The following is a 23,906-nucleotide window of genomic DNA, read 5'->3' as shown; positions in this document are numbered from 1 at the left end:
CGCCACGGCCGCCACGAGCCCGGCCATCGGCCCCATGACATGTGAGGGTGGCATCCGCCACTGACACTCCGTACGGGGATTTCCGTACCGACACGACACATGGTCGACAGATTCCGTCGCGTAACCAAAAGGCAACAACGGAATCACTTGTTGGGCCGGAACCCCTCTGTCAGGATCGGCACTCAATTCACGAAGAAGCTACGCCGCCCCACCCCGGGTCCAGCGGCGGAGGAGAGCGTCATGAGCAAGGGCTTCGCAGTTCAGGACCGCTTCGCGGAAGGCGCGCAGTACATCGGCGGCAGGCTGGTCCCCGGCACGTCCGGCCGCCATCACGAGGTGGTCGACCCGGCCACCGGGCGGAGCGTGTTCCGCTACGAGCTGGCGGGCCCGAAGGACGTGGACGCGGCCGTCGCCGCCGCCCGCGCCGCCTTCCCCGGCTGGTCGGCCGCCACCCCCGGCGAGCGGTCCGACGCCCTGCACCGGTTCGCCGCCGTCCTGGCCGGGCAGGCCGACGACTTCGCGTACGCCGAGTCCCTCCAGTGCGGCAAGCCGCTCAAGCTCTCCACCGGGTTCGACGTCCCCGGCACCGTGGACAACGCGGCCTTCTTCGCCGGGGCGGCCCGCCACCTGGAGGGCAGGGCCGCCGCCGAGTACGACGGCGACCACACTTCCTACGTACGCCGGGAGGCGATCGGGGTCGTCGGCTCCATCGCCCCCTGGAACTACCCGCTCCAGATGGCCGCCTGGAAGATCCTCCCGGCCGTCGCCGCGGGCAACACCATCGTCCTCAAGCCCGCCGAGCTGACCCCGCTGACCTCGCTGATGTTCGCCCAGGCCGCCACCGAGGCCGGTATCCCCGACGGGGTCGTCAACATCGTCACCGGCGCGGGCGAGGACGCCGGGGAACACCTCGTCGGCCACCCGGACGTCGTGATGACCTCGTTCACCGGCTCCACCGCCGTCGGCAAGCGGGTCGCCGCGATCGCCACCGCCACCGTCAAACGCCTCCACCTGGAGCTCGGCGGCAAGGCCCCCTTCGTGGTCTTCGACGACGCCGACCTGGAGGCGGCCGTGCACGGCGCGGTCGCCGGGTCCCTCATCAACACCGGCCAGGACTGCACCGCCGCCACCCGCGCCTATGTCCAGCGCCCCCTCTACGACGCCTTCGTCCGGGACGTCGCCGCGCTCATGGAGACCGTCCGGCTCGGCGACCCCTTCGACGCGTCGACCGACCTCGGCCCCCTCATCAGCCACGCCCAGCGCGACCGCGTCGCCGCCTTCGTCGAGCGGGCCCGCGGCCACGCCCGGATCGTCACCGGCGGCGAGGCCCCCGGCGGGGCGCTCGCGGACGGGGCGTACTACCGGCCGACCCTCATCGCGGACGCCGCCCAGGACAGCGAGGCCGTCCAGTCGGAGATCTTCGGCCCGGTCCTGGTCGTCCTCCCCTTCGACACCGACGACGAGGGCATCGCGCTCGCCAACGACACCCCCTACGGACTGGCCGCCTCCGCCTGGACCCGCGACCTGTACCGCGCGAACCGCGCCACCCGCGAGATCCAGGCGGGCTGCGTGTGGGTCAACGACCACATCCCGATCCTCTCCGAGATGCCGCACGGCGGATACAAGGCCAGCGGTTTCGGCAAGGACATGTCGGTGTACTCCTTCGAGGAGTACACCCAGGTCAAGCACGTCATGTACGACAACACCGCGGTCGCCCGCAAGGAGTGGCACCGCACGATCTTCGGGGACCGATAGCAGCTGCCGCGCGACCAGGGCCGTACGGCCCGAGCGGCCTCCCACCCGAAAGGGCACACGCGTATGGAGAGTTACGAGCCCGAGCGCCTCACGCCCGTCCAGCTGGCGGCCATGAGGCGATCCCTGACCGGCGGCCGGGGCGCCCTCACCCGCCGCTCCCTGCTGCGCGCCTCCGGCATGGGCGCCCTCGCGATCGGCGGCACGGCCACGCTCGGCGCGTGCGGCATCCCGCCCGCCGGACGTGCCCGGGGAGCGGCGGCCGCCGACGACCACTCGGCCAGGGAGAAGGTGCTGAACTTCTCCAACTGGACCGAGTACATGGACGTCAGCGAGGACGAGAAGAGCCGCCCCACCCTGGAGGCGTTCACCAGGCGCACCGGGATCAGGGTCAAGTACACCGAGGACATCAACGACAACGTCGAGTTCTTCGGGAAGATCAAGCCGCAGCTGGCGGCCGGGCAGGACACCGGGCGCGATCTCATCTGCGTGACCGACTGGCTCGCCGCGCGCGTCATCCGGCTCGGCTGGGCGCAGAAGCTCGACCCGTCGAACCTCCCGCACGCCTTCGCCAACATCTCCGCCCAGTTCCGCAGCCCCGACTGGGACCCCGGCCGCGCCTACTCCTATCCCTGGACGGGCATCCCCACCGTCATCGCGTACAACAAGAAGGCGACCGGCGGCCGCAAGGTCGACTCCGTCACCCAGCTGCTCGACGACCCGAAGCTCAAGGGCCGCGTCTCCTTCCTCTCCGAGATGCGCGACACCGTCGGCATGACCCTCCTCGACCAGAGCAAGGACCCGGGGAAGTTCACCGACACCGACTTCGACGGGGCGATCGGCCGCCTCCAGAAGGCCGTCGACAAGAAGCAGATCCGCCGCTTCACCGGCAACGACTACACCGCCGACCTCAGCAAGGGAGACATCGCCGCGTGCGTCGCCTGGGCCGGGGACGTCATCCAGCTCCAGGCCGACAACCCGGACATCGCGTACGCCATCCCGGCCGCCGGATACATCACCTCCAGCGACAGCCTCCTGGTCCCCGCCCAGGCCCGGCACAAGGCCAACGCCGAGAAGCTCATCGACTACTACTACGAGCCCCCGGTCGCCGCCCGGCTCGCCGCGTACATCAACTACGTCTGTCCGGTCGACGGCGTACGCGACGAACTCGCGAAGATCGACACGTCGATGGCCTCCAACACCCTGATCCTCCCCGACCGGGAGATGGCGGCGAAGTCCCGCTCCTTCCGCTCCCTGACCACGGAGGAAGAGACGGCGTACGAAGAGAAGTTCGCCAAACTCATCGGCGCCTGACCCGGCTCCGGCGCGCCCCCGGCCGGCCCGACCCCTCCCCGTACCCCCCGAAACCCCTGGGACCGCGACCCATGACACAGCAGCAGCAGACCGCGGGCGGAGATGTCCGCCTCGCCGGGATCAGCAAGACGTACGGCTCCTTCACCGCCGTCCACCCGCTCGACCTGACCGTCCCCCAGGGCTCGTTCTTCGCCCTGCTCGGCGCCTCCGGCTGCGGCAAGACCACCACCCTGCGGATGATCGCGGGCCTGGAGGAGGCCACCACCGGCACGGTCTTCCTCGGGGAGCGGGACATCACCGACCTGCCTCCGTACAAGCGGCCCGTCAACACCGTCTTCCAGAGCTACGCGCTCTTCCCGCACCTGGACATCACCGAGAACGTGGCGTTCGGGCTGCGCAGGCGCGGCGTCAAGTCGGTGAAGAAGCAGGTCGACGCGATGCTGGAGCTGGTCCAGCTCGGCGACTTCGCCCGCCGCAAGCCCCACCAGCTCTCCGGCGGCCAGCAGCAGCGCGTCGCCGTCGCCCGCGCGCTCATCAACCACCCGCAGGTCCTGCTGCTCGACGAACCGCTGGGCGCCCTCGACCTCAAGCTGCGCCGCCAGATGCAGCTGGAGCTCAAGCGCATCCAGACCGAGGTCGGCATCACCTTCGTGCACGTCACCCACGACCAGGAGGAGGCCATGACCATGGCCGACACCGTCGCGGTGATGAACGGCGGCCGCGTCGAGCAGCTCGGCGCCCCCGCCGACCTCTACGAGAACCCCCGCACCACCTTCGTCGCCAACTTCCTCGGCACCTCCAACCTCATCGAGGGCGAGATCGTCTCCACCGGCGAGGACCTGGTGGTGGCCGCGGGCGGCGGGAAGCTCACCCTGCCCCGCGAGCGATGTTCGGCCTCCGCCACGGCCGCGGGCGGCCGGCTCCTCCTCGGCATCCGGCCGGAGAAGATATCCCTGGCCCCCGCGGACGACGCCGACGCCGTCCCCGCCGGCCGCAACCGGGTCACCGGCCGCATCACCGACTCCAGCTTCATCGGCGTCTCCACGCAGTACGTGGTCGAGAGCCCGGCCGGAGCGGCCCTCCAGGTGTACGAGCAGAACATCGACCGGCGCGCGGGACTGCGCCCCGGTGCCGAGGTCGTCCTGCACTGGAACCCGGCCCACACCTTCGGCCTGGACGCCGCCCAGGACATCGACGCGGGCGCGCTGAGCGTGGAGGACGCCGAGTGAGCGCCACCAAGGCACCGCCCGCGCCCCCCGCCCGGCCCGGGGACCCGGTGGTCCGCAAACCCTCCACCCGTAAACGGCTCGTCCCGTACTGGCTGCTGCTCCCCGGCATCCTCTGGCTGCTCGTCTTCTTCGCCCTGCCGCTCGTCTACCAGGCCTCCACCTCCGTACAGACCGGCTCCCTGGAGCAGGGCTTCGAGGTCACCTGGCACTTCCCGACGTACGTGGACGCGCTGCGCGAGTACTACCCGCAGTTCATCCGGTCCCTGCTCTACGCGGGCACCGCCACAATCCTCTGCCTGCTGCTCGGCTACCCGCTCGCCTACCTCATCGCCTTCAAGGCGGGCCGCTGGCGCAACCTGGTGCTGGTGCTGGTCATCGCCCCGTTCTTCACCAGCTTCCTCATCCGCACCCTGGCCTGGAAGACGATCCTCGCCGACGGCGGCGCGGTGGTGGACGTGCTGGACACCCTGCACGTCCTGGACGTCACCAGCTGGCTCGGCTGGACCGAGCCGGGCCGGGTCCTGGCCACCCCGATGGCCGTCGTCTGCGGTCTGACGTACAACTTCCTGCCGTTCATGATCCTTCCGCTCTACACCTCGCTGGAGCGGATCGACGGACGGCTGCACGAGGCGGCGGGCGACCTCTACGCCACCCCCGCCACCACCTTCCGCAAGGTGACCTTCCCGCTCTCCATGCCCGGGGTCGTCTCCGGCACCCTGCTGACCTTCATCCCGGCCAGCGGCGACTACGTCAACGCCGAACTGCTGGGCTCCACCGACACCAAGATGGTCGGCAGCGTCATCCAGAGCCAGTTCCTGCGGGTCCTGGACTATCCGACGGCCGCCGCGCTCTCGTTCATCCTCATGGCGGTCGTCCTGCTGATGGTCACCTTCTACATCCGCCGCTCCGGGACGGAGGACCTGGTCTGATGCCCGTGCTGCGCTGGATACGCCGGAACCTGGTCGTCATCGCGGGTCTGCTGACCCTCGCGTACATGATCCTGCCGAACATCGTCGTGATGGTGTTCTCGTTCAACAAACCCAACGGGCGCTTCAACTACGCCTGGCAGCGGTTCTCCCTGGACGCCTGGAAGGACCCCTGCGGCGTCGCCGACCTGTGCGGTTCGCTCTCCCTCTCCCTCCAGATCGCGTTCTGGGCGACCCTGGGGGCCACCGCGCTCGGCACGGCCGTCGCCTTCGCCCTGGTCCGCTACCGCTTCCGGGCGCGCGGCGCGATCAGCTCGCTGATCTTCCTGCCGATGGCGATGCCCGAGGTCGTCATGGCCGCCTCCCTGCTCACGCTCTTCCTGAACATGGGTGCCCAGCTCGGCTTCTGGACCGTATTGATCGCCCACATCATGTTCTGCCTCAGCTTCGTGGTGACCGCCGTCAAGGCGCGCGTCATGTCGATGGACCCGAGACTGGAGGAAGCCGCCCGCGACCTGTACGCGGGCCCCGTGCAGACCTTCGTACGGGTGACCCTTCCCATCGCCGCCCCCGGCATCGCGGCGGGAGCGCTGCTCGCCTTCGCGCTCTCGTTCGACGATTTCATCATCACGAATTTCAACGCGGGCTCCACGGTCACCTTCCCCATGTTCGTCTGGGGATCGGCGCAGCGCGGCACGCCCGTACAGATCAACGTCATCGGAACCGCCATGTTCGTCCTTGCGGTACTGATGGTTCTTGTCGGACAGCTCATCGCGAGCCGCCGCAAGAGCAACGCTCGAACCTGAAATCCTGAAGGAGTTGGAAACCATGGCCCCAGCTGCCATGCGTACCGCCGCAGAATCCCTCTCCGGCGCCAGGCCGGTCTCCTACTGGCTCGACGACCCGGCCAGACCCGACGCGCTTGACGCCCTCACCGGCGACGAGCACACCGACCTGCTGGTCGTCGGTGGCGGCTACAGCGGGCTGTGGACCGCGCTCATCGCCAAGGAGCGCGACCCCGGCCGGGACGTCGTCCTCATCGAGGGACACGAGGTGGGCTGGGCCGCCTCGGGCCGCAACGGCGGCTTCTGCGCCGCCTCCCTCACCCACGGCCTGGCCAACGGGGTGGAGCGCTGGCCGAAGGAGATCGCGACGCTGGAGGAGCTGGGGGATCGGAACCTCGACGCCATCGAGGCCGCCGTCGCCCGCTACGGCATCGACTGCGAGTTCGAGCGGACCGGTGAGATCGACGTCGCCACCGAGCCCCACCAGCTCGAAGAGCTGCGGGAATGGCACGAGGAGATCGTGAAGCTCGGCATCACGGGCGTCGACTTCCTGGACCGCGACGCCCTGCGCGCCGAGGTCGACTCGCCGACCTTCCTCGGCGGCCTCTGGGACCGCCGGGGCGTCGCGATGCTGCACCCGGCCAAGCTCGCCTGGGGCCTCAAGCGGGCCTGCCGGGAGCTGGGCGTACGGATCTACGAGTCCACCCGCGGCCTGGACCTCGCGCGCTCCGGCCCCGGCATGGCGGTCCGCACCCCCTACGGCCGGGTCTTCGCCCGCCGGGTCGCGCTCGGCACCAACATCTTCCCCTCCCTGGTCAAGCGGGTCCGGCCGTACACCGTGCCGGTCTACGACTACGCGCTGATGACCGAACCGCTCACGCCCGAGCAGCTGGAATCCGTCGGCTGGAAAGGGCGCCAGGGGCTCGGCGACAGCGCCAACCAGTTCCATTACTTCCGGCTCTCCGCGGACAACCGGATTCTCTGGGGCGGATACGACGCGATCTATCCGTACGGCGGAAAGCTGAACGCCGATCTCGACCAGCGGCCGGAGACGTTCCTGAAACTCGCGGAGCAGTTCTTCACGTGCTTTCCGCAGCTTTCCGGGCTGACCTTCACGCACGCCTGGGGAGGCGCGATCGACACCTGCGCCCGGTTCACCGCCTTCTTCGGTACGGCCCATCAGGGGCGGGTCGCCTACGCCGCCGGATACACGGGTCTCGGCGTCGGCTCCACCCGGTTCGGCGCCGACGTGATGCTCGACCTCCTCGCCGGCGAGGAGACCGAACGGACCCGGCTGGAGATGGTCCGCTCCAAGCCGATGCCCTTCCCGCCCGAGCCGTTCGCCTGGGCCGGGATCGAGCTCACCAAGCGCTCCCTGGCCCGCGCCGACAGGGACGGCGGGCGGCGCAACCTGTGGCTCAGGGCCATGGACAAGGCGGGGCTCGGCTTCGACAGCTGACACGCTGTCCAACAGTGTGACCCACTTCACTGCCAACTGGTGGGCCGAATCCGCGTCATAGTCGCGGCCCAGCGCGCTCTCGCACGTGTACGCACCGGCGGAACCCCGCCGGTGCCCACGTCAACGGGAGGCAGGTCATGACGGGACCGGAAACCAAAGCCGCGGTCGACTGGCTCACATCGGTGGCACCGGACCCCAGCGCCTGCCGGTGGGAATGGGAGCGCAACCCGCGAGGGGTCGCTCTTCTCCCCGCCGGCAGGCGCTGGGACGTGCTGATCCTCCCCGGTGAGCTGGGCTATCCGACACTCGACGTGCTCACCCGCCTCATCGACCGACTGGGCCCCGTCCTCGCCGACTTCGGCGAGTCCCGCATGGGCTTCTTCGTGGAGCCGGGGACCGTCTCCCGCTGGGTCGGGACCGGGATCAGGGGCTGCGGGCCGGGCACCTGGATCGTCGTCCCCTACCCGGGCCGCGCCACCGGGCGAGTGCGGTGGCTGATCCCGCCGGACGGCTCGGGCACCCTCACCGACGCCGGGCTGCTGGAGCTGGCGATGCACGAGGCGGCGGGCGCGGCGGCCCGGGACGCCCGCCAGGAGCGTGACACCGAGGGCTGAGGCGGACCGCCAGAGGTCTTGACAACCCGATTGGTCTGGACCATGTTGTGCGCACGCTACTCCCCGAATTCCCCCTGCGCGGAGGCTGTTGTGGAACGCACCGGACCAACCGTCAGACTTTCCGGACTGCTGGCCGCCTGTACGGCCGCGGTGCTCGCCGCCGGGGCCCTGGTCGCCACGGCCCCGGCGGCTAGCGCGGCGGACGTGGACGTGGCCCGCAACGGCGGCTTCGAGTCGGGGCTCGACGGCTGGAGCTGCACCGCCGCGAGCGGGGCGGTCGTCTCCACCCCGGTGCACGGCGGGACCAAGGCGCTGAAGGCGACCCCGGCGGGCAGCGACAACGCCAAGTGCTCCCAGAGCGTGACGGTGAAGCCCAACTCCCGCTACACGCTGAGCGCCTGGGTGCAGGGCAGCCACGTCTACCTCGGCGCCACCGGCACCGGCACCACCGACGTCTCCACCTGGACCCAGTCCCCCGGAGCCTGGAAGCAGCTCACCACCACCTTCACCACCGGCCCCGGCACCACCTCGGTGAGCGTCTACACCCACGGCTGGTACGGCACCCCCGCCCACTACGTCGACGACCTCACCCTCGTCGGCCCCGGCGGTGACCCCGTCACCCTCCCCGCAGTCCCCGCCGGTCTGCGGACCACCGCCGTCACCTCCTCCTCCGTGACCCTGTCCTGGAACGCCGTACCGGGCGCGACCGGCTACCACCTCTACCGGGGCGGTACCAAGGCGGCCACGGTCACCGGGAACTCGGCCACCGTCAGCGGACTGACCGCCTCCACCGCGTACAGCTTCCAGGTGTCCGCCACCAACCAGGCCGGTGAGTCCGCGAAGTCGGCCGCCGTCACCGCGACCACCACGGCGGGCGGTGGGGGCGGCGGGGCCCAGCTCCCGGCCCGCGCGCTCGTCGGCTATCTGCACTCCAGCTTCGCCAACGGCTCCGGATACACCCGGATGGCCGACGTGCCCGACTCCTGGGACGTCATCAACCTCGCCTTCGGCGAGCCCACCACCGTCACCTCCGGCGACATCCGCTTCTCGCTCTGCCCGGTCGCGGAGTGCCCGAACGTCGAGTCCGAGGCGCAGTTCAAAGCCGCGATCAAGGCCAAGCAGGCGGCGGGCAAGAAGGTGCTGATCTCCATCGGCGGCCAGAACGGCCAGGTGCAGCTCGCCTCCACCGCCGCCCGGGACGCCTTCGTCACCTCGGTCTCGAAGATCATCGACACCTACGGTCTGGACGGCCTGGACATCGACTTCGAGGGCCACTCGCTCTCGCTGAACACCGGCGACACCGACTTCCGCAACCCGACGTCACCGGTGATCGTCAACCTGATCTCCGCGGTCAAGACCCTCAAGGCGAAGTACGGTTCCGGCTTCGTCCTCACGATGGCCCCGGAGACCTTCTTCGTCCAGCTGGGCTACCAGTTCTACGGATCCGGCCCCTGGGGCGGCCAGGACCCGCGCGCCGGGGCCTACCTCCCGGTCATCCACGCCCTGCGCGACGACCTCACCCTGCTGCACGTCCAGGACTACAACTCCGGCCCGATCATGGGGCTCGACAACCAGTACCACACCATGGGCGGCGCGGACTTCCACATCGCGATGACCGACATGCTGCTCGCGGGCTTCCCGGTCGCGGGCGACACCAGCCGCGTCTTCCCGGGCCTGCGCCCCGAGCAGGTCGCCATCGGCCTCCCGGCCTCCAGCCAGGCGGGCAACGGCCACACCCCGCCGGCCGAGGTCAACAAGGCGCTCAACTGCCTGATCAAGAAGACCGACTGCGGCTCCTACCAGACCCACGGCACCTGGAGCGGCCTGCGCGGCCTGATGACCTGGTCCATCAACTGGGACCGCTTCAACAACGAGGAGTTCAGCCGCAACTTCGACTCCTACTTCGGCAACTGACCCACCAGGGGGCGACCGCCCCGCCCGGGGCGCGGACGTAACTCCGCGCCCCCACCGAACCGATGCCCGTCGCCGGGGTGAAGAGGATCGCGGCGACGGGCATCACCCATGCCGTCACGCCGGACCCGTGCCCCGGACCCGCGCCCGGGGCGCTCTGGGTCAGGAGCCGGACCGGCGGGCCGGACTCCGGATCACCGGTGCCGACGCCTGCGGCAGGCCCACCCCAGGGGCGCGAGCAGCAGCGGCCCCAGGCACCAGCTCGCCAGCACGTCCAAGGGCCAGTGGTAGCCGTGCAGGACCAGCCCGAGGCCGGTCGCCGCGGTCAGCAGGAGCGCGACGAGCGGCGGGACCCACGCGCGCGGCCACGCCGGGCGGCGGACGGCCAGGAGGAGCAGGGCGGAGGCCCCGTACGCCACCGCGGCCGTCGCCGTATGGCCGGACGGGTAGTAGTTGACCGCCTCCGTGAGCGGCCCCTGCCGGGCGGTGGCCACCTTCAGCGGGATCACCACCGCGGGCACCGCCACCATGGTGAGGGCCGCGTACAGGGGCAGCCGCCGGGCGCCGCGGTACAGCGCGAACCCGATCGCGCAGCCGAGCACCGGGAGCGCGACCGGCAGAGCGCCGAGATCGGAGAGGAGCTGGGTCAGCCCGGCCGGGCCACGCCCGAACAGGTCCCCGCCGAGCCGCTCGTCGAGCCGGACCAGGGGCCCCTCGGCGACGACCTGCCAGGTGATCACCGCGAAGGCCGCCGCGAGCAGGCCGAGCGGCGCGAGGACGCGGGAAACGGAAGAGGCCGGCCACCCGGGAACAGGGGGGGTTGTTCCGGGGTGGCCGACGGGACCGGTTCGCCGCGCGCCCCGGGGGGTGTGGGGCGGGCGGCCGTCCGATCGGTGAGAAGTCCCGGAGCCCGAGGCTCCGGTGCGCGCGAAGGCACGCCCGGGACGACGCAGGGGAAGCTCCGGCCCGGATTCGCCGACGGTTTCCCGCGGGCGAGGTGTTTCTCTCATCCGCAGGAACCGTACGGCAGCGCCGGGGCGGCCGACAGCGGCCCCGGCGACCCGCCATCGCCCCCGCACACGTTCTTCACAGGCCGTCACCCGGATGCGGGAATCCTTCGATTCCTGCCGGACTCCGCTGCCATCCACCGGGCTCAGAGGGTGCCGAACGCCCGCTCGATGATGTCCAGGCCCTCGTTCAGCAGGTCCTCGCCGATCACCAGCGGCGGCAGGAAGCGCAGGACGTTGCCGTACGTGCCGCAGGTCAGGACGAGCAGCCCCTCGGCGTGGCAGGCCTTGGCGAGCGCCCCCGCCGCCTCCGGGTGCGGGTCCTTCGTACCGGACTTCACCAGCTCGATCGCGATCATCGCGCCGCGGCCGCGGAGGTCGCCGATGATCTCGCCGTTCGGGAGCTTGGCCCGCATCTCGGCGAGGCGGCCCTTCATGACCTCCTCGATCCGCCTGGCCTTCGCGTTCAGGTCCAGCTCGCGCATCGTCTCGATGGCCCCGAGCGCACCGGCGCAGGCGACCGGGTTGCCGCCGTACGTACCGCCGAGGCCGCCCGCGTGCGCGGCGTCCATGATCTCGGCGCGGCCGGTGACGGCGGAGAGCGGCAGGCCGCCCGCGATGCCCTTGGCGGTGGTGATCAGGTCCGGGACGACGCCCTCGTCCTCGCAGGCGAACCACTGTCCGGTCCGGCAGAAGCCGGACTGGATCTCGTCCGCGACGAACACGATGCCGTTGTCCTTGGCGAACCGGGCGATCGCCGGGAGGAAGCCCTTGGCGGGCTCGATGAAGCCGCCCTCGCCGAGGACCGGCTCGATGATGATCGCGGCGACGTTGTCGGCGCCGATCTGCTTGGTGATCGCGTCGATGGCCTGCGCGGACGCCTCGGCCCCGGCGTTCTCGGCGCCGGTCGGCCAGCGGTAGCCGTAGGCGACCGGGACGCGGTAGACCTCGGGCGCGAACGGGCCGAAGCCCTGCTTGTACGGCATGTTCTTCGCCGTCATGCCCATGGTGAGGTTGGTCCGGCCGTGGTAGCCGTGGTCGAAGACGACGACGGCGGTGCGCTTGGTGTGGGCGCGGGCGATCTTCACCGCGTTCTCGACGGCCTCGGCGCCCGAGTTGAACAGCGCCGATTTCTTCGCGTGGTCGCCCGGCGTCAGCTCGGCGAGCTGCTCGCAGACCTCGACGTACCCCTCGTACGGCGTGACCATGAAACAGGTGTGGGTGAAGTCCGCGAGCTGCGCGGTCGCCCGCCGCACGACGGCCTCGGCGGACGCGCCCACGGAGGTCACGGCGATCCCGGACCCGAAGTCGATCAGCCGGTTGCCGTCCACGTCCTCGATGATCCCGCCGCCCGCACGGGCGGTGAACACCGGCAGGGTGGAGCCCACACCTGCGGCGACGGCCACACTGCGACGAGCCTGGAGCTCGACCGACTTCGGGCCGGGGATGGCGGTGACGACGCGGCGCTCCTGCGGGATTGCGGTCATGAGGGGCTCCTGGGGGTGTTGCGGACGCTCTATCTCATCGCAGGCTAGGGGCGGGGGAGGGGTGCGGGCATGCTCCGATCGGGAGTGGTGGGGGCGTGTCGTTGTCCGCTGCGGACAGGTGGCGGTGTGGTCCTGTCCGATCCGGCACGGCGCTGACCGACCCGGAGCGGCGGGGGTCCGGAGAGGGCCCGGACGGACTCCATCCGGGCGCGTTGCTGAACTCCCCGTGCGCGCGCACTAGATTGGCCGGGGCAGCGGACGGACCGGCAGGTCAGGGGGCAGAGGTTCATGGCAGACGACGGCACGCGGGACGCACGGGGCACGAGCGCGGACAGGGTCCCCGGTCCGGCGGTGCCGCCCCCGCCCACAGCCCCGCCCCGGGTACCACCTCCCGCCGCGGCACCCGCCGGGCCCTCTCCGTACCCGCAGACCGCGCCGGGACAGCGCCCGCCGCGGTCCGCCGGGGCTGCGCCGGGCGAGCAGCCGGCCCCCGGGGCGCCGGTGGACGCCTGGCTGCGCACCCCCCGGCCGCCCGAGGAGCCGGGCGTCTGGCGGTTCGGATACACGCCGCCCCCGCCCGAGGCGTCCGAGCGGGTCTCCGACCGGTCGCTGTTGGTCGGGGCCCTGATCGCGCTGCTCTCCGCGCTGCTGCTCTGGTCGCTGTGGCGCAACGGCTACCTCCCCTACCGGCTCGTCCCGCTGAAGCTCTTCACCCCCGGGGAGTGGTGGAACCCGGGGACCTCGGGCGGCCCCCGCACCATCGAGGGCAGCGACGCCCTCACGGTGTACGAGGCGATCCTGTTCGGGCTGCTGGCCTACGGCTGCGCCCGGATCGGCAACTTCGCCGAGCTGTTCCGCCGCCATGTCGCGGGCCGGGGGCAGCCGTTCCTCGCGGTCGCGGCCGCCGTGGCGGCGGGGCTGACCCAGCTGCTCGTCTGGAAGGAGACCCTGCCGGTCGTCCGCCCGGTCCTGGTCCTGGTCGCCTCCGTCGCGGGCGGCGAGATCTACCAGAGCCAGACCGTCGTCAACGTGATCTACGGATTCATCGCCGCCGCCGCGCTCTGGCCCTTCGCCCTCCTCGGCCGCTGGCGCGAGGTGATCGCCGCCCGCCGTGGCGGAGCCGCCCTCGCGCCCGGCGACGCCCCGGGCCCCGCCACCGCGAGCTCCGCCGACCAGTGGCCCGAACTGCGCGCCGCGGGCTGGAGCGACGCGGCGGACGCCCTCACCGCCGAGGTCCGCACCGGCCGCATGAACGACGTGGACGTGGCCCGGCTGCGCCACGCGTGGACGCACGCGACCCGGCGCCCCGAACGCCTCGCCCCGCTCGCCGAGGCCGTCCTGCGCACCGGCGGCGCCGCCGCCCCGCACCCCTCGGGCCACCGGGACCTGCCCCGGCGCACCGCCCGCCACGACGTCCTCACCGGACAGGTCAGGATCGGCCGGTGCGCCCAGGACGACCACAACCCCTACATCCGCCGGGGCACCGGCCTCGCCCTTGACCCCACCCTGCTGGGCACTTCACTGCTCGCCGTGGGACCGCCGGGGGCGGGGAAGTCCACGCGGCTGATCCGGCCGGTCGTCGAAGCCCTCGCGCTGCGCGCCCTCGCCGGACAGGCCGCGGTCCTCGCCGTCGGCGCGGCCGGGGAGCCGCTCGGCCCGGACGAGGCTTTCGACGTCGTCGTCCGCGTCGGCGACCCCGCGTCCGCCCACGACATCGACCTGTACGGGGGCACCAGCGACCCCGACGAGGCCGCCGCGGTGCTGGCCGAAGGGCTCGTCGGGGACGTCGGCAGCCTCGACAGCCGCCGCGCCGCCACCGTGCTCGCCCAGCTCCTCGGCCCCTACCGGACGGCCCACGGTCACTTCCCGTCCGTGCCCGAACTGCGCGAACTGCTCGACGCCACCCCGGCAGCCCTCGCCGGACTCCGCGCCGCCCTGGAAGCCGCCGGGCACCGGGCGATGCTCCGCGAACTGGACGTCCGGGCCCGTCAGGCGGGCGGTCCGGGCGACCCCGGACCCGTCCTCGCCGACCGGGTCGCGCTCCTCGACCGCCCCGCGTTCGCCGGGTTCTTCGCCACCGGACCGAACGCCCGCCCCTTCGCGCTGCGTTCGCTCGGCCAGCACCCGCTGCGGGTCCGCGTCGACCTCCCGGAGCGAGGCCACGCCGAAGCGTCTCGGCTGCTCACCCGGCTGCTTCTCGCCCAGTTCACCGCGATCACGGCGGCCCGCACGGACACCACGCTCTTCGCCTGCCTGGTCCTGGACGACGCCACCCACGCGGTCACCGCCGAGACCGTACGCGGCATCCGCCGGCTCCGCTCGGTCAACGCGGGGGCCGTCCTCGCCCTCCGTACCGTCGATGACGTCCCCGAAGCCCTGCACACCCCGCTGCTCGGCGCGGTCGGCTGCACGGCCGCCTTCTCCGGCATCACCACCTGGGACGGCAAACGCTTCGCGGAGTCCTGGGGTAAGGAGTGGGTGGAGACCCGCGAGGTCGCCCAGCACACCGTCTTCGCCGACCAGCCCTTCACCCGGGCCCTGCACGCCCTGCGCAAGCTCGTCACCGGCAAGGCCGTGACCACGGACGCGGTGACCGTGCGGCAGGTGGAGAAGGAACGGTGGTCGGCCTCGGAGCTGGCGTACTCCGTCCCGGCCGGGCACGCCGTCGTCCGGCTGGCCACGGTCGAGGGAGAGCACGCGCCTCCGCTCCTCGTGCGCCTGGGCGACTGATAACCGCCACCAGTCAGCAGGCACCCCCGAGGGCCGTGACCCGCACCCTGCCGCCCTGGCAGAATCGGGTACAGCCGTTCATACGCGACGGCGAAATCCGCGGGCGGCGCCCACGCGTGCCGGTCCGTCGACCTCGTCCCCGACCCAAGGGTGCCCGGCCCATGCCCCCCACGCTCGCCTCGCTCGTCCAGCACCCGGCGCTCAAGCTCACCGTGCGGGCGGGCGCGGACCGGCTCGCTACGGTGGTGCGCTGGGCCCACGCGAGCGAGCTGGCCGACCCCGTGCCGTACATGGACGGCGGCGAACTGCTCCTGGTCGCCGCCACCAACCTGGACGCCGGGAACGCCGAGGCCATGCGCCGGTATGTACGGCGGCTGGCCGGGGCCGGGGTCGCCGGGGTCGGGTTCGCGGTGGGGGTCACCTACGACGACATCCCGGCCGCCCTCGTCGACGCCGCCGAGGAGGCGGACCTGCCGCTCCTCGAAGTGCCCCGCCGCACCCCGTTCCTCGCCATCAGCAAGGCCGTGTCGGCCGCCATCGCCGCCGACCAGTACCGCGCGGTCACCGCGGGCTTCGAGGCCCAGCGCGAGCTGACGAAGGCCGCCGTCGCCGGGGACGGGCCCGCCGGGCTGCTGGCCCGGCTCGCCGCGCACATCGACGGCTGGGCCGCCCTGTACGACACCTCCGGCGCGGTGCTGGCCGCCGCCCCCGACTGGGCCGCCCGCCGCGCCGCCCGGCTCACCCCGGACGTCCGACGCCTCCGGGACAGACCCGCGCCCGCCAGCGTCGTCGTCGGCGACAACGAGGACCGGGTGGAGCTCCAGTCGCTGGGCGCCGGGCGCCGCGCACGCGGCGCGCTGGCCGTCGGTACGGGCGCGGCGCTCGGGACCGCCGAGCGGTACGCCGTGCACTCCGCCGTCGCGCTGCTCACCCTCACCACCGCCCGGTCCCGCTCCCTCCAGGGCGCCGAACAGCGCCTGGGCGCCGCCGTCCTGCGCATGCTGCTCGCCGGGCAGCCCGACCACGCGCGGGCGGTCGCCGGGGACCTCTACGGCGACCTGCTCGACGCCCCCTTCCGGCTGCTGATCGCCGAGTCGGCCGCACCCGCCGGGGCCGAACCGCTCACCGAGACCATGGAGACCGCCGCCGCCCGCTCCGGCGAGGCGCTGCTCCTGGTCCCCGAGGGGGAGCGCGTCGTCGTGCTCGCGGCGGACGGCGGGGCCGCAGTCGCCGCCTGCGCCGCCTACGCCGAGGCCCAGGACGAGCGCGCCCCGCGCGACGGGGGCGCCGAGGGCGGCGACCTCGTGGTGGGCCTCTCCGCCCCGGCCGGTCCGGTCGCCGTCTCCGCCGCGTACAAGCAGGCCGAACAGGCCCTCTCCGTCGCCCGCCGCCGGGGCAGGGCGCTGGTCGAGCACGAGGAACTGGCCGCCGGTTCGGTGCTCCCGCTGCTCGCCGACGACGCGGTACGGGCCTTCGCCGACGGCATGCTCCGCGCCCTGCACGAGCACGACGCCAAGGGGCGCGGCGACCTCGTCGCCTCCCTGCGCGCCTGGCTCTCCCGCCACGGCCAGTGGGACGCGGCCGCCGCCGACCTCGGGGTGCACCGGCACACCCTGCGCTACCGGATGCGCCGGGTGGAGGAGATCCTGGGCCGGTCGCTGGACGACCCGGACGTCCGCATGGAGCTGTGGCTCGCACTGAAGGCGACGGAGACGGCGGCCTCGGCCCAAGGGGATCAGGCCGCCCAGGGGTAGCGGGCCGCCCACGGGCGGAGCAGCGCGCCAAGAGGGCGCCCGGAGCCGACCGCCCAGGGCGCCAAGAGGGCGCGGCCCGCCGGGGCGGAGCCGGACCGGCCGACGTCGGCACCCCGCCCGGCTGGGGCCGGACCGGCCGGCGCCGGCCGGTCCGCCCGGGTTGGGGTGAACCCGGCTTCCCCGGCCAGCGCCTCCGCCATTTCGTAGCACCCGGCCCCGCCTCCGCTACACGCCGGACAAACGCCCCGGCCGCGTCCCCGTCCTACCGTGGGACCACGGCGGCACCCTCCGGGGAGCCCGTCGCCCCGTCACGACCTCCTCAGGACCCCCTCACGACCTCCGAAGGGCCGGAACTCCATGACTTCGCCCCACGCCTTCTGGGTGGCCGGCCGCCAGGCCACCGGTGCCGACAGCTTCGACGTCACCAACCCGTACGACGGACGTCTCGTCGGGACCGTCAGTGTGCCGACCGACGCCCAGGTCGAGGAGGCGGTCGCCGCCGCGCACGCCGTGCGCGACGAGTTCGCCGCGACCCCGGCGCACGTACGGGCCGCCGCTCTCGACCACGTCGTACGGCGGCTGGGGGAGCGCACCGAGGAGATCGCCCAGCTGATCTCGGCGGAGAACGGCAAGCCGATCAAGTGGGCGCGCGGCGAGGTCGGCCGGGCCGTGTCCGTGTTCCGGTTCGCCGCCGAGGAGGCCCGCCGCTTCAACGGGGGCGAGGCCCAGCGGCTCGACACCGACCTCGGCGGCACCGGCCGCCTCGGGCTGACCCGGCGCTTCCCGCGCGGGGCCGTCCTCGGCATCGCCCCCTTCAACTTCCCGCTGAACCTCAGCGCCCACAAGGTCGCCCCGGCCATCGCCGTCGGCGCCCCGATCATCCTCAAGCCCGCTCCGGCCACCCCGCTCTCCGCGCTGATCCTGGGCGAGCTGCTGGCCGAGACGGACCTCCCGGCCGGTTCCTGGTCCGTCCTGACGGTCCCGAACGACAGGATGCCCGCCCTGGTCCAGGACGAGCGGCTGCCGGTCATCTCCTTCACCGGCTCGGGCCCGGTCGGCTACGCGATCATGGATTCGGTGCCGCGCAAGCACTGCACCCTGGAGCTGGGCGGCAACGGCGCGGCGGTCGTCCTCGGGGACTACGCCTCCGACGAGGACCTGGACTGGGCGGCCACCCGGATCGCCACGTTCTCCAACTACCAGGGCGGCCAGTCCTGCATCTCGGTCCAGCGCGTCATCGCCGACGCCTCGGTGTACGACCGGCTCGTGCCCCGGATCGTCGCGGCCGTCGAGGCCCTGGCCACCGGCGACCCGGCCGACGACGCCACCGATGTCGGGCCCCTGGTCAGCGAGGACGCGGCCGAGCGGGTGGAGTCCTGGGTCGACGAGGCCGTCCGGGGCGGCGCCGAGCTGCTCACCGGCGGCAAGCGCGACGGGGCCAGCTACGCGCCGACCGTGCTCGCCGACCTCCCCGCGGGCGTCCGGCTCGCCGGTGAGGAGGTCTTCGGGCCGGTCATGTCCGTCCAGAGGGCCGACGGCGAGGCCGAGGCGTTCGCCGCCGTCAACTCCTCCCCGTACGGCCTCCAGGCGGGCGTCTTCACCCACGATCTCCAGGCCGCCTTCCGCGCCCACCGTGCCCTGGAGGTCGGCGGCGTGATCATCGGCGACGTCCCCTCCTACCGCGCCGACCAGATGCCGTACGGCGGTGCCAAGCAGTCCGGCGTCGGCCGCGAGGGCGTCCGCTACGCCATGGACGACTACACCTACGAGCGCGTCCTGGTCCTCACGGGCCTCGCCCTGTAACGACGCGCGACACCCCCACCCCCGCACCCCGCCCGGACAGCGGGGGCGGGCGGGGGAGTGCGGCCCGAGCCCGCTGTGCGGGGGCTCGGGCCGTTCGCGTGCGCCGGGCGCGGCGGACGGGAACCGCGCCCCCGCGTGAACGCCGGTGCGGGTGCCGAACAGCGGGTACAGGGGTTACATACGGACCAGTAGCAGCGACTAGCGACCCGTGTGTCCGGGGGCGGCCCCCGTCCCGCGACGCGCGACGAGGTGAGGTCCCTCATGTCCGCACCACACAACACACCGCAGGTCCCCAAGGCCCCCCGGGTCACCGAGCGCGAGGCGCGACGGGTCGCCGAGGCCGCCCGGGAGCAGGACTGGCGCAAGCCCAGCTTCGCCAAGGAGCTGTTCCTCGGCCGCTTCCGGCTCGATCTGATCCACCCCCACCCCCAGCCGCCGCCCGACGACGTCCGGCGCGGCGAGGAGTTCCTGGCGCGGCTGCGGCGGTTCTGCGAGACGGAGATCGACAGCGCCCGCATCGAGCGCGAGGCGAAGATCCCCGATGAGGTGATCGACGGGCTCAAGCGGCTCGGCGCCCTCGGGATGAAGATCGAGACCAAGTACGGCGGGCTGGGCCTCACCCAGGTGTACTACAACAAGGCGCTGGCGCTCGTCGGCTCCGCCAGCCCCGCGATCGGCGCCCTCCTCTCCGCGCATCAGTCGATCGGCGTACCGCAGCCCCTGAAGATCTTCGGCACCCAGGAGCAACGGGACGTCTTCCTGCCCCGGCTGGCCACCACCGACATCTCCGCCTTCCTCCTCACCGAGCCCGACGTCGGCTCCGACCCCGCCCGCCTCGCCACCACCGCCGTACCCGACGGGCCCGACTACCTCCTCGACGGCGTCAAGCTCTGGACCACCAACGGCGTCGTCGCCGACCTGCTGGTCGTCATGGCCCGGGTCCCCGCATCCGAGGGCCACCCCGGCGGCATCACCGCGTTCGTCGTCGAGGCGGACGCTCCCGGGGTCACCGTCGAGCACCGCAACGCCTTCATGGGGCTGCGCGGCATCGAGAACGGCGTCACCCGCTTCCACCAGGTGCGGGTGCCCGGCGCGCACCGGATCGGACCGGAGGGCGCCGGGCTGAAGATCGCCCTCACCACCCTCAACACCGGGCGGCTGTCGCTGCCCGCGATGTGTGTCGGCGTCGGCAAGTGGTCCCTGAAGATCGCCCGGGAGTGGTCCGCCGTACGCGAGCAGTGGGGCAGGCCGGTCGCGCGGCACGAGGCGGTCGGGAAGAAGATCTCCTTCATCGCGGCCACCACCTTCGCCCTGGAGGCCGTCGTCGACCTCTCCTCGCAGATGGCCGACGAGGACCGCAACGACATCCGTATCGAGGCCGCCCTCGCCAAGCTGTACGGCTCCGAGATGGGCTGGCTGATCGCCGACGAACTGGTCCAGATCCGCGGCGGGCGCGGGTTCGAGACCGCCGCGTCGCTGGCCGCGCGCGGGGAGCGGGCCGTCCCGGCCGAGCAGATGCTGCGCGACATGCGCATCAACCGGATCTTCGAGGGCTCCACCGAGATCATGCACCTGCTGATCGCCCGCGAGGCCGTCGACGCCCACCTCAAGGTCGCGGGCGACATCATCGACCCCGACAAGCCGCTGTCCGCCAAGGCCAGGGCGGGTGCCGACGCCGCCGGGTTCTACGCCCGCTGGCTGCCGAAGCTCGTCACGGGTCCGGGCCTGCTGCCGACGGCGTACGCCGCGTTCCACCCCTCCGGCCACCGGGACCTCTCCGGCCATCTGCGGTACGTCGAGCGGGCCTCCCGCAAGCTCGCCCGCTCCACCTTCTACGCCATGTCCCGCTGGCAGGGCCGGATGGAGACCAAACAGGGCTTCCTCGGCCGGATCGTCGACATCGGCGCGGAGCTGTTCGCGATGAGCGCCGCCTGCGTCCGCGCCGAGCATCTGCGCGGCGCGGGAGACCACGGCCGGGAGGCCTACCAGCTCGCGGACGCCTTCTGCGAGCAGGCCCGCATCCGGGTGGAGGAGCTGTTCACCCGCCTGTGGTCCAACACCGACGACCTCGATGGGCGCGTCGTGGACGGCGTCCTGACGGGGACGTACACCTGGCTGGAGGAGGGCGTCGTGGACCCCAGCGGCGAAGGCCCCTGGATCGCGGACGCCACCCCCGGACCCTCCGCCCAGGACAACCAGCACCGGCCCGTGCGCTGACCACGTACGCCCCGGAGGGGGCGCGTCCAGTGGCGTCCAGCCGCCCCCGGGCCCGCCCGGCGCGCCCCCTCCGCCGTACCGTCTCGGCGCCGCCCCCTCCTCCGCACCGCTCCCGGCCCGTCCGGCGCGCCCCCTGCGTACCGCTTCCGGCCCACCAGGCCCGCCCCCTCCTCCGTACCGCTTCCGCGCCGCCCCGATTCCGGCCGGGGCGCGGACGAATCCCCGCCCCACCGGGACGCGCTGTCCCCGTACACAGCCGGAGCGGCAACAATGGGGGGCATGAGCGACAGCCCCGCCCCCCTCGCCGATCCGCATCTCGTCTTCGACGCCGCGGCCGGCCGCCGGGATCTGGTGATCCTCGGCTCCACCGGGTCCATCGGCACCCAGGCCATCGACCTGGTCCTGCGCAACCCCGACCGCTTCCGGGTCACCGCGCTCTCGGCCGCCGGCGGCCGGACCGCCCTCCTCGCCGAGCAGGCCCGCCTGCTGCGAGTGGACACGGTCGCCGTCGCCGACCCGGACGCGGTTCCCGCCCTGCGCGAGGCGCTGGGTGCGCGGTACGGGGCCGGGGAGCCGCTTCCCGAGATCCTCGCCGGACCCGACGCCGCCGCCACCCTCGCCGCGAGCGCGTGCCACACCGTGCTCAACGGCATCACCGGCTCCATCGGGCTCGCCCCGACCCTCGCCGCGCTGAAGGCGGGCCGCACGCTGGCCCTCGCCAACAAGGAGTCGCTGATCGTCGGCGGCCCGCTGGTGAAGGCGCTGGCCGCCCCCGGGCAGATCATCCCGGTCGACTCCGAGCACGCCGCGCTCTTCCAGGCCCTGGCGGCCGGGACCCGCGCCGACGTCCGCAAGCTCGTCGTCACCGCTTCGGGCGGGCCCTTCCGGGGCCGTACGCGTGAGGAACTGGCCGACGTCACCCGGGAGCAGGCCCTCTCCCACCCGACCTGGGCCATGGGCCCGGTCATCACGGTCAACTCCGCGACGCTCGTCAACAAGGGGCTGGAGGTCATCGAGGCGCACCTCCTCTACGACATCCCCTTCGACCGCATCGAGGTCGTGGTCCACCCGCAGTCCTACGTGCACTCCATGGTCGAGTTCAGCGACGGCTCCACCCTCGCCCAGGCCACCCCGCCCGACATGGGCGGCCCCATCGCCATCGGCCTCGGCTGGCCCGAGCGGGTCCCGGACGCCGCCCCCGCCTTCGACTGGACCCAGGCCTCCCGTTGGGAGTTCTTCCCGCTGGACACCGAGGCCTTCCCGTCCGTCGGCCTCGCCCGGCACGTCGGCGCCCTCGGCGGCACCGCGCCCGCAGCGTTCAACGCGGCCAACGAGGAATGCGTCGACGCGTTCCTCGCCGGACGGCTGCCGTTCAACGGAATCATGGATACGGTCACCGCTGTGGTGTCCGAACACGGCACCCCCGCCCCGGGAACCTCGCTCAGCGTCGCGGACGTCCTCGAAGCGGAAACCTGGGCCCGCGCACGGGCCCGGGAACTCTCGGCGAAAGCGACAGCGGAGGCGCGCGCATGAGTCTGACCTCGGTCCTGCTGACGGTCCTGGGGATCGCCGTCTTCGTCGTGGGCCTGCTCTTCTCCATCGCCTGGCACGAACTGGGCCACCTCTCCACGGCCAAGATGTTCGGCATCCGGGTCCCGCAGTACATGGTCGGCTTCGGCCCGACGATCTGGTCGAGGAAGAAGGGCGACACCGAGTACGGCATCAAGGCCATCCCGGCGGGCGGCTACATCCGCATGATCGGGATGTTCCCGCCGGGCCCCGACGGCCGTCTCGAAGCCCGCTCCACCTCACCGTGGCGGGGCATGATCGAGGACGCCCGCTCCGCCGCGTTCGAGGAGTTGGAGCCGGGCGACGAGAAGCGGCTCTTCTACACGCGCAAGCCGTGGAAGCGCGTCATCGTGATGTTCGCCGGCCCGTTCATGAACCTGATCCTCGCGGTCGCCATCTTCATGGGCGTCGCGATGACCTTCGGCTTCCAGACCCAGACCACCGAGGTCGCGGGCGTCCAGCGGTGCGTCATCTCGCAGAGCGACAAGCGCGACACCTGCAAGGACACCGACCCCGTCTCCCCGGCCCAGGCCGCCGGTCTCCAGGAGGGCGACAAGATCGTCGCCTTCGACGGGCAGCGGGTCGACGACTGGGCGACGCTCTCCGACCGCATCCGCGAGACCATCGGCCCCGCCACCATCACCGTCGAGCGCGGCGGCCAGGAAATCACCCTCGACGCCGTCCTGCGCGAGAACGCCGTCGCCAAGAAGGACTCCCGGGGCGAGGTCGTCCCCGACCAGTTCGTCAAGGCGGGCTACCTGGGCTTCGCCGCGCAGACCGAGATCGTGCCGCTCTCCTTCGGCGACTCCGTCGTCCGGATGGGCGACATGATCCAGAACGGCGTCGACTCGATCATCGCGCTGCCCTCCAAGATCCCGGCACTGTGGGACGCCGCCTTCAGCGACGGCCAGCGCGCCGACGACTCGCCGGTGGGCGTGGTGGGCGCGGCCCGGATCGGCGGCGAGGTGATGAACCTCGACATCCCGGCGCAGAACCAGGTCGCGATGATGCTGTTCCTGCTGGCGGGCTTCAACCTCTCGCTGTTCCTGTTCAACATGCTCCCGCTGCTCCCGCTGGACGGCGGGCACATCGCGGGGGCCCTGTGGGAGTCGCTGCGCCGCAACACGGCCAAGGTCTTCCGGCGCCCCGACCCGGGCCCGTTCGACGTGGCACGGCTGATGCCGGTCGCCTATGTGGTGGCCGGACTCTTCATCTGCTTCACCCTGCTGGTCCTGGTGGCCGACATCGTGAACCCGGTCAAGATCAGCTGACCGTCCCACGCACCCCACCCGTCCCTCAGGTGACGGCCGGGCACACCCATGGTGTCCGGCCGCTCACCGAGCGGTGGA

16 protein-coding genes are annotated in these 23,906 nt (G+C 72.5%); 14 read left to right on the top strand and 2 right to left on the bottom strand.

All coding sequences use genetic code 11. The annotated features are described in order from the left end of the window. Positions 1-240 precede the first annotated feature (240 nt). From ACIRRU_RS00295 to ACIRRU_RS00260, 8 genes are all read left to right on the top strand, one after another. Positions 241-1,755 (top strand): gamma-aminobutyraldehyde dehydrogenase, encoded by a 1,515-nt coding sequence (locus tag ACIRRU_RS00295; protein ID WP_403674318.1) that lies wholly within the window; start codon positions 241-243, stop codon positions 1,753-1,755. Positions 1,756-1,818: 63 nt separating this feature from the next. Further along, complete coding sequence (locus ACIRRU_RS00290; RefSeq protein ID WP_403674315.1) at positions 1,819-3,066, top strand: spermidine/putrescine ABC transporter substrate-binding protein; 1,248 nt, start codon at positions 1,819-1,821, stop codon at positions 3,064-3,066. A gap of 71 nt (positions 3,067-3,137) precedes the next feature. Further along, positions 3,138-4,295, top strand: a complete 1,158-nt coding sequence (locus ACIRRU_RS00285; RefSeq protein WP_403674313.1) for an ABC transporter ATP-binding protein — start codon at positions 3,138-3,140, stop codon at positions 4,293-4,295. Next, a complete protein-coding gene (locus tag ACIRRU_RS00280) occupies positions 4,292-5,224 on the top strand; it encodes an ABC transporter permease (protein ID WP_403674310.1) in 933 nt (310 codons plus the stop codon). The genes ACIRRU_RS00285 and ACIRRU_RS00280 overlap by 4 nt, the downstream gene beginning before the upstream one ends. Continuing rightward, positions 5,224-6,027, top strand: a complete 804-nt coding sequence (locus ACIRRU_RS00275; protein WP_403674308.1) for an ABC transporter permease — start codon at positions 5,224-5,226, stop codon at positions 6,025-6,027. The genes ACIRRU_RS00280 and ACIRRU_RS00275 overlap by 1 nt, the downstream gene beginning before the upstream one ends. Positions 6,028-6,049: 22 nt before the next feature. Beyond that, a complete protein-coding gene (locus tag ACIRRU_RS00270; protein ID WP_403674306.1) occupies positions 6,050-7,465 on the top strand; it encodes an NAD(P)/FAD-dependent oxidoreductase in 1,416 nt (471 codons plus the stop codon). A gap of 137 nt (positions 7,466-7,602) precedes the next feature. Next, entirely contained in the window at positions 7,603-8,079 is a 477-nt protein-coding gene (locus tag ACIRRU_RS00265) for a hypothetical protein (protein ID WP_403674303.1), read from the top strand. A gap of 90 nt (positions 8,080-8,169) precedes the next feature. After that, a complete protein-coding gene (locus ACIRRU_RS00260; RefSeq protein ID WP_403674301.1) occupies positions 8,170-9,993 on the top strand; it encodes a chitinase in 1,824 nt (607 codons plus the stop codon). 191 nt (positions 9,994-10,184) lie between these two features. Here the strand turns inward: ACIRRU_RS00260 and ACIRRU_RS00255 are convergent, their stop codons facing one another. After that, positions 10,185-11,000, bottom strand: coding sequence for a phosphatase PAP2 family protein (locus ACIRRU_RS00255; RefSeq protein ID WP_403674298.1), 816 nt, complete (start codon positions 10,998-11,000; stop codon positions 10,185-10,187). Positions 11,001-11,143: 143 nt separating this feature from the next. Next, positions 11,144-12,484 carry a 4-aminobutyrate--2-oxoglutarate transaminase gene (gabT, locus tag ACIRRU_RS00250; protein ID WP_363204339.1) on the bottom strand — a complete coding sequence of 447 codons (1,341 nt, stop codon included), beginning with the start codon at positions 12,482-12,484 and terminating at the stop codon, positions 11,144-11,146. Between the two features lie 288 nt (positions 12,485-12,772). On the opposite strand from gabT, the gene ACIRRU_RS00245 reads away from it, so the two are divergent. The 6 genes from ACIRRU_RS00245 (at position 12,773) to ACIRRU_RS00220 (ending at position 23,828) form a co-directional block, all read left to right on the top strand. After that, positions 12,773-15,214, top strand: a complete 2,442-nt coding sequence (locus ACIRRU_RS00245; RefSeq protein ID WP_403674295.1) for an ATP/GTP-binding protein — start codon at positions 12,773-12,775, stop codon at positions 15,212-15,214. A gap of 161 nt (positions 15,215-15,375) precedes the next feature. After that, entirely contained in the window at positions 15,376-16,968 is a 1,593-nt protein-coding gene (locus ACIRRU_RS00240; RefSeq protein WP_403674292.1) for a PucR family transcriptional regulator, read from the top strand. Positions 16,969-17,325: 357 nt separating this feature from the next. Next, positions 17,326-18,771, top strand: a complete 1,446-nt coding sequence (locus ACIRRU_RS00235) for an aldehyde dehydrogenase family protein (RefSeq protein ID WP_403674289.1) — start codon at positions 17,326-17,328, stop codon at positions 18,769-18,771. Positions 18,772-19,032: 261 nt separating this feature from the next. Beyond that, positions 19,033-20,988 (top strand): acyl-CoA dehydrogenase family protein, encoded by a 1,956-nt coding sequence (locus tag ACIRRU_RS00230; RefSeq protein ID WP_363204335.1) that lies wholly within the window; start codon positions 19,033-19,035, stop codon positions 20,986-20,988. 279 nt (positions 20,989-21,267) lie between these two features. Further along, entirely contained in the window at positions 21,268-22,521 is a 1,254-nt protein-coding gene (gene dxr, locus ACIRRU_RS00225; RefSeq protein ID WP_403674286.1) for a 1-deoxy-D-xylulose-5-phosphate reductoisomerase, read from the top strand. After that, complete coding sequence (locus ACIRRU_RS00220) at positions 22,518-23,828, top strand: M50 family metallopeptidase (protein WP_403674284.1); 1,311 nt, start codon at positions 22,518-22,520, stop codon at positions 23,826-23,828. Before dxr ends, ACIRRU_RS00220 begins: the two co-directional genes overlap by 4 nt. The last annotated feature ends 78 nt before the right edge of the window (positions 23,829-23,906 follow it).

This window comes from Streptomyces sp. NPDC101181 (assembly GCF_044767975.1).
Taxonomy (GTDB): Bacteria; Actinomycetota; Actinomycetes; order Streptomycetales; family Streptomycetaceae; genus Streptomyces.
The sequence above is the reverse complement of the archived record's forward strand: the minus strand, read 5'-3'. Positions and strand labels throughout refer to the sequence as shown.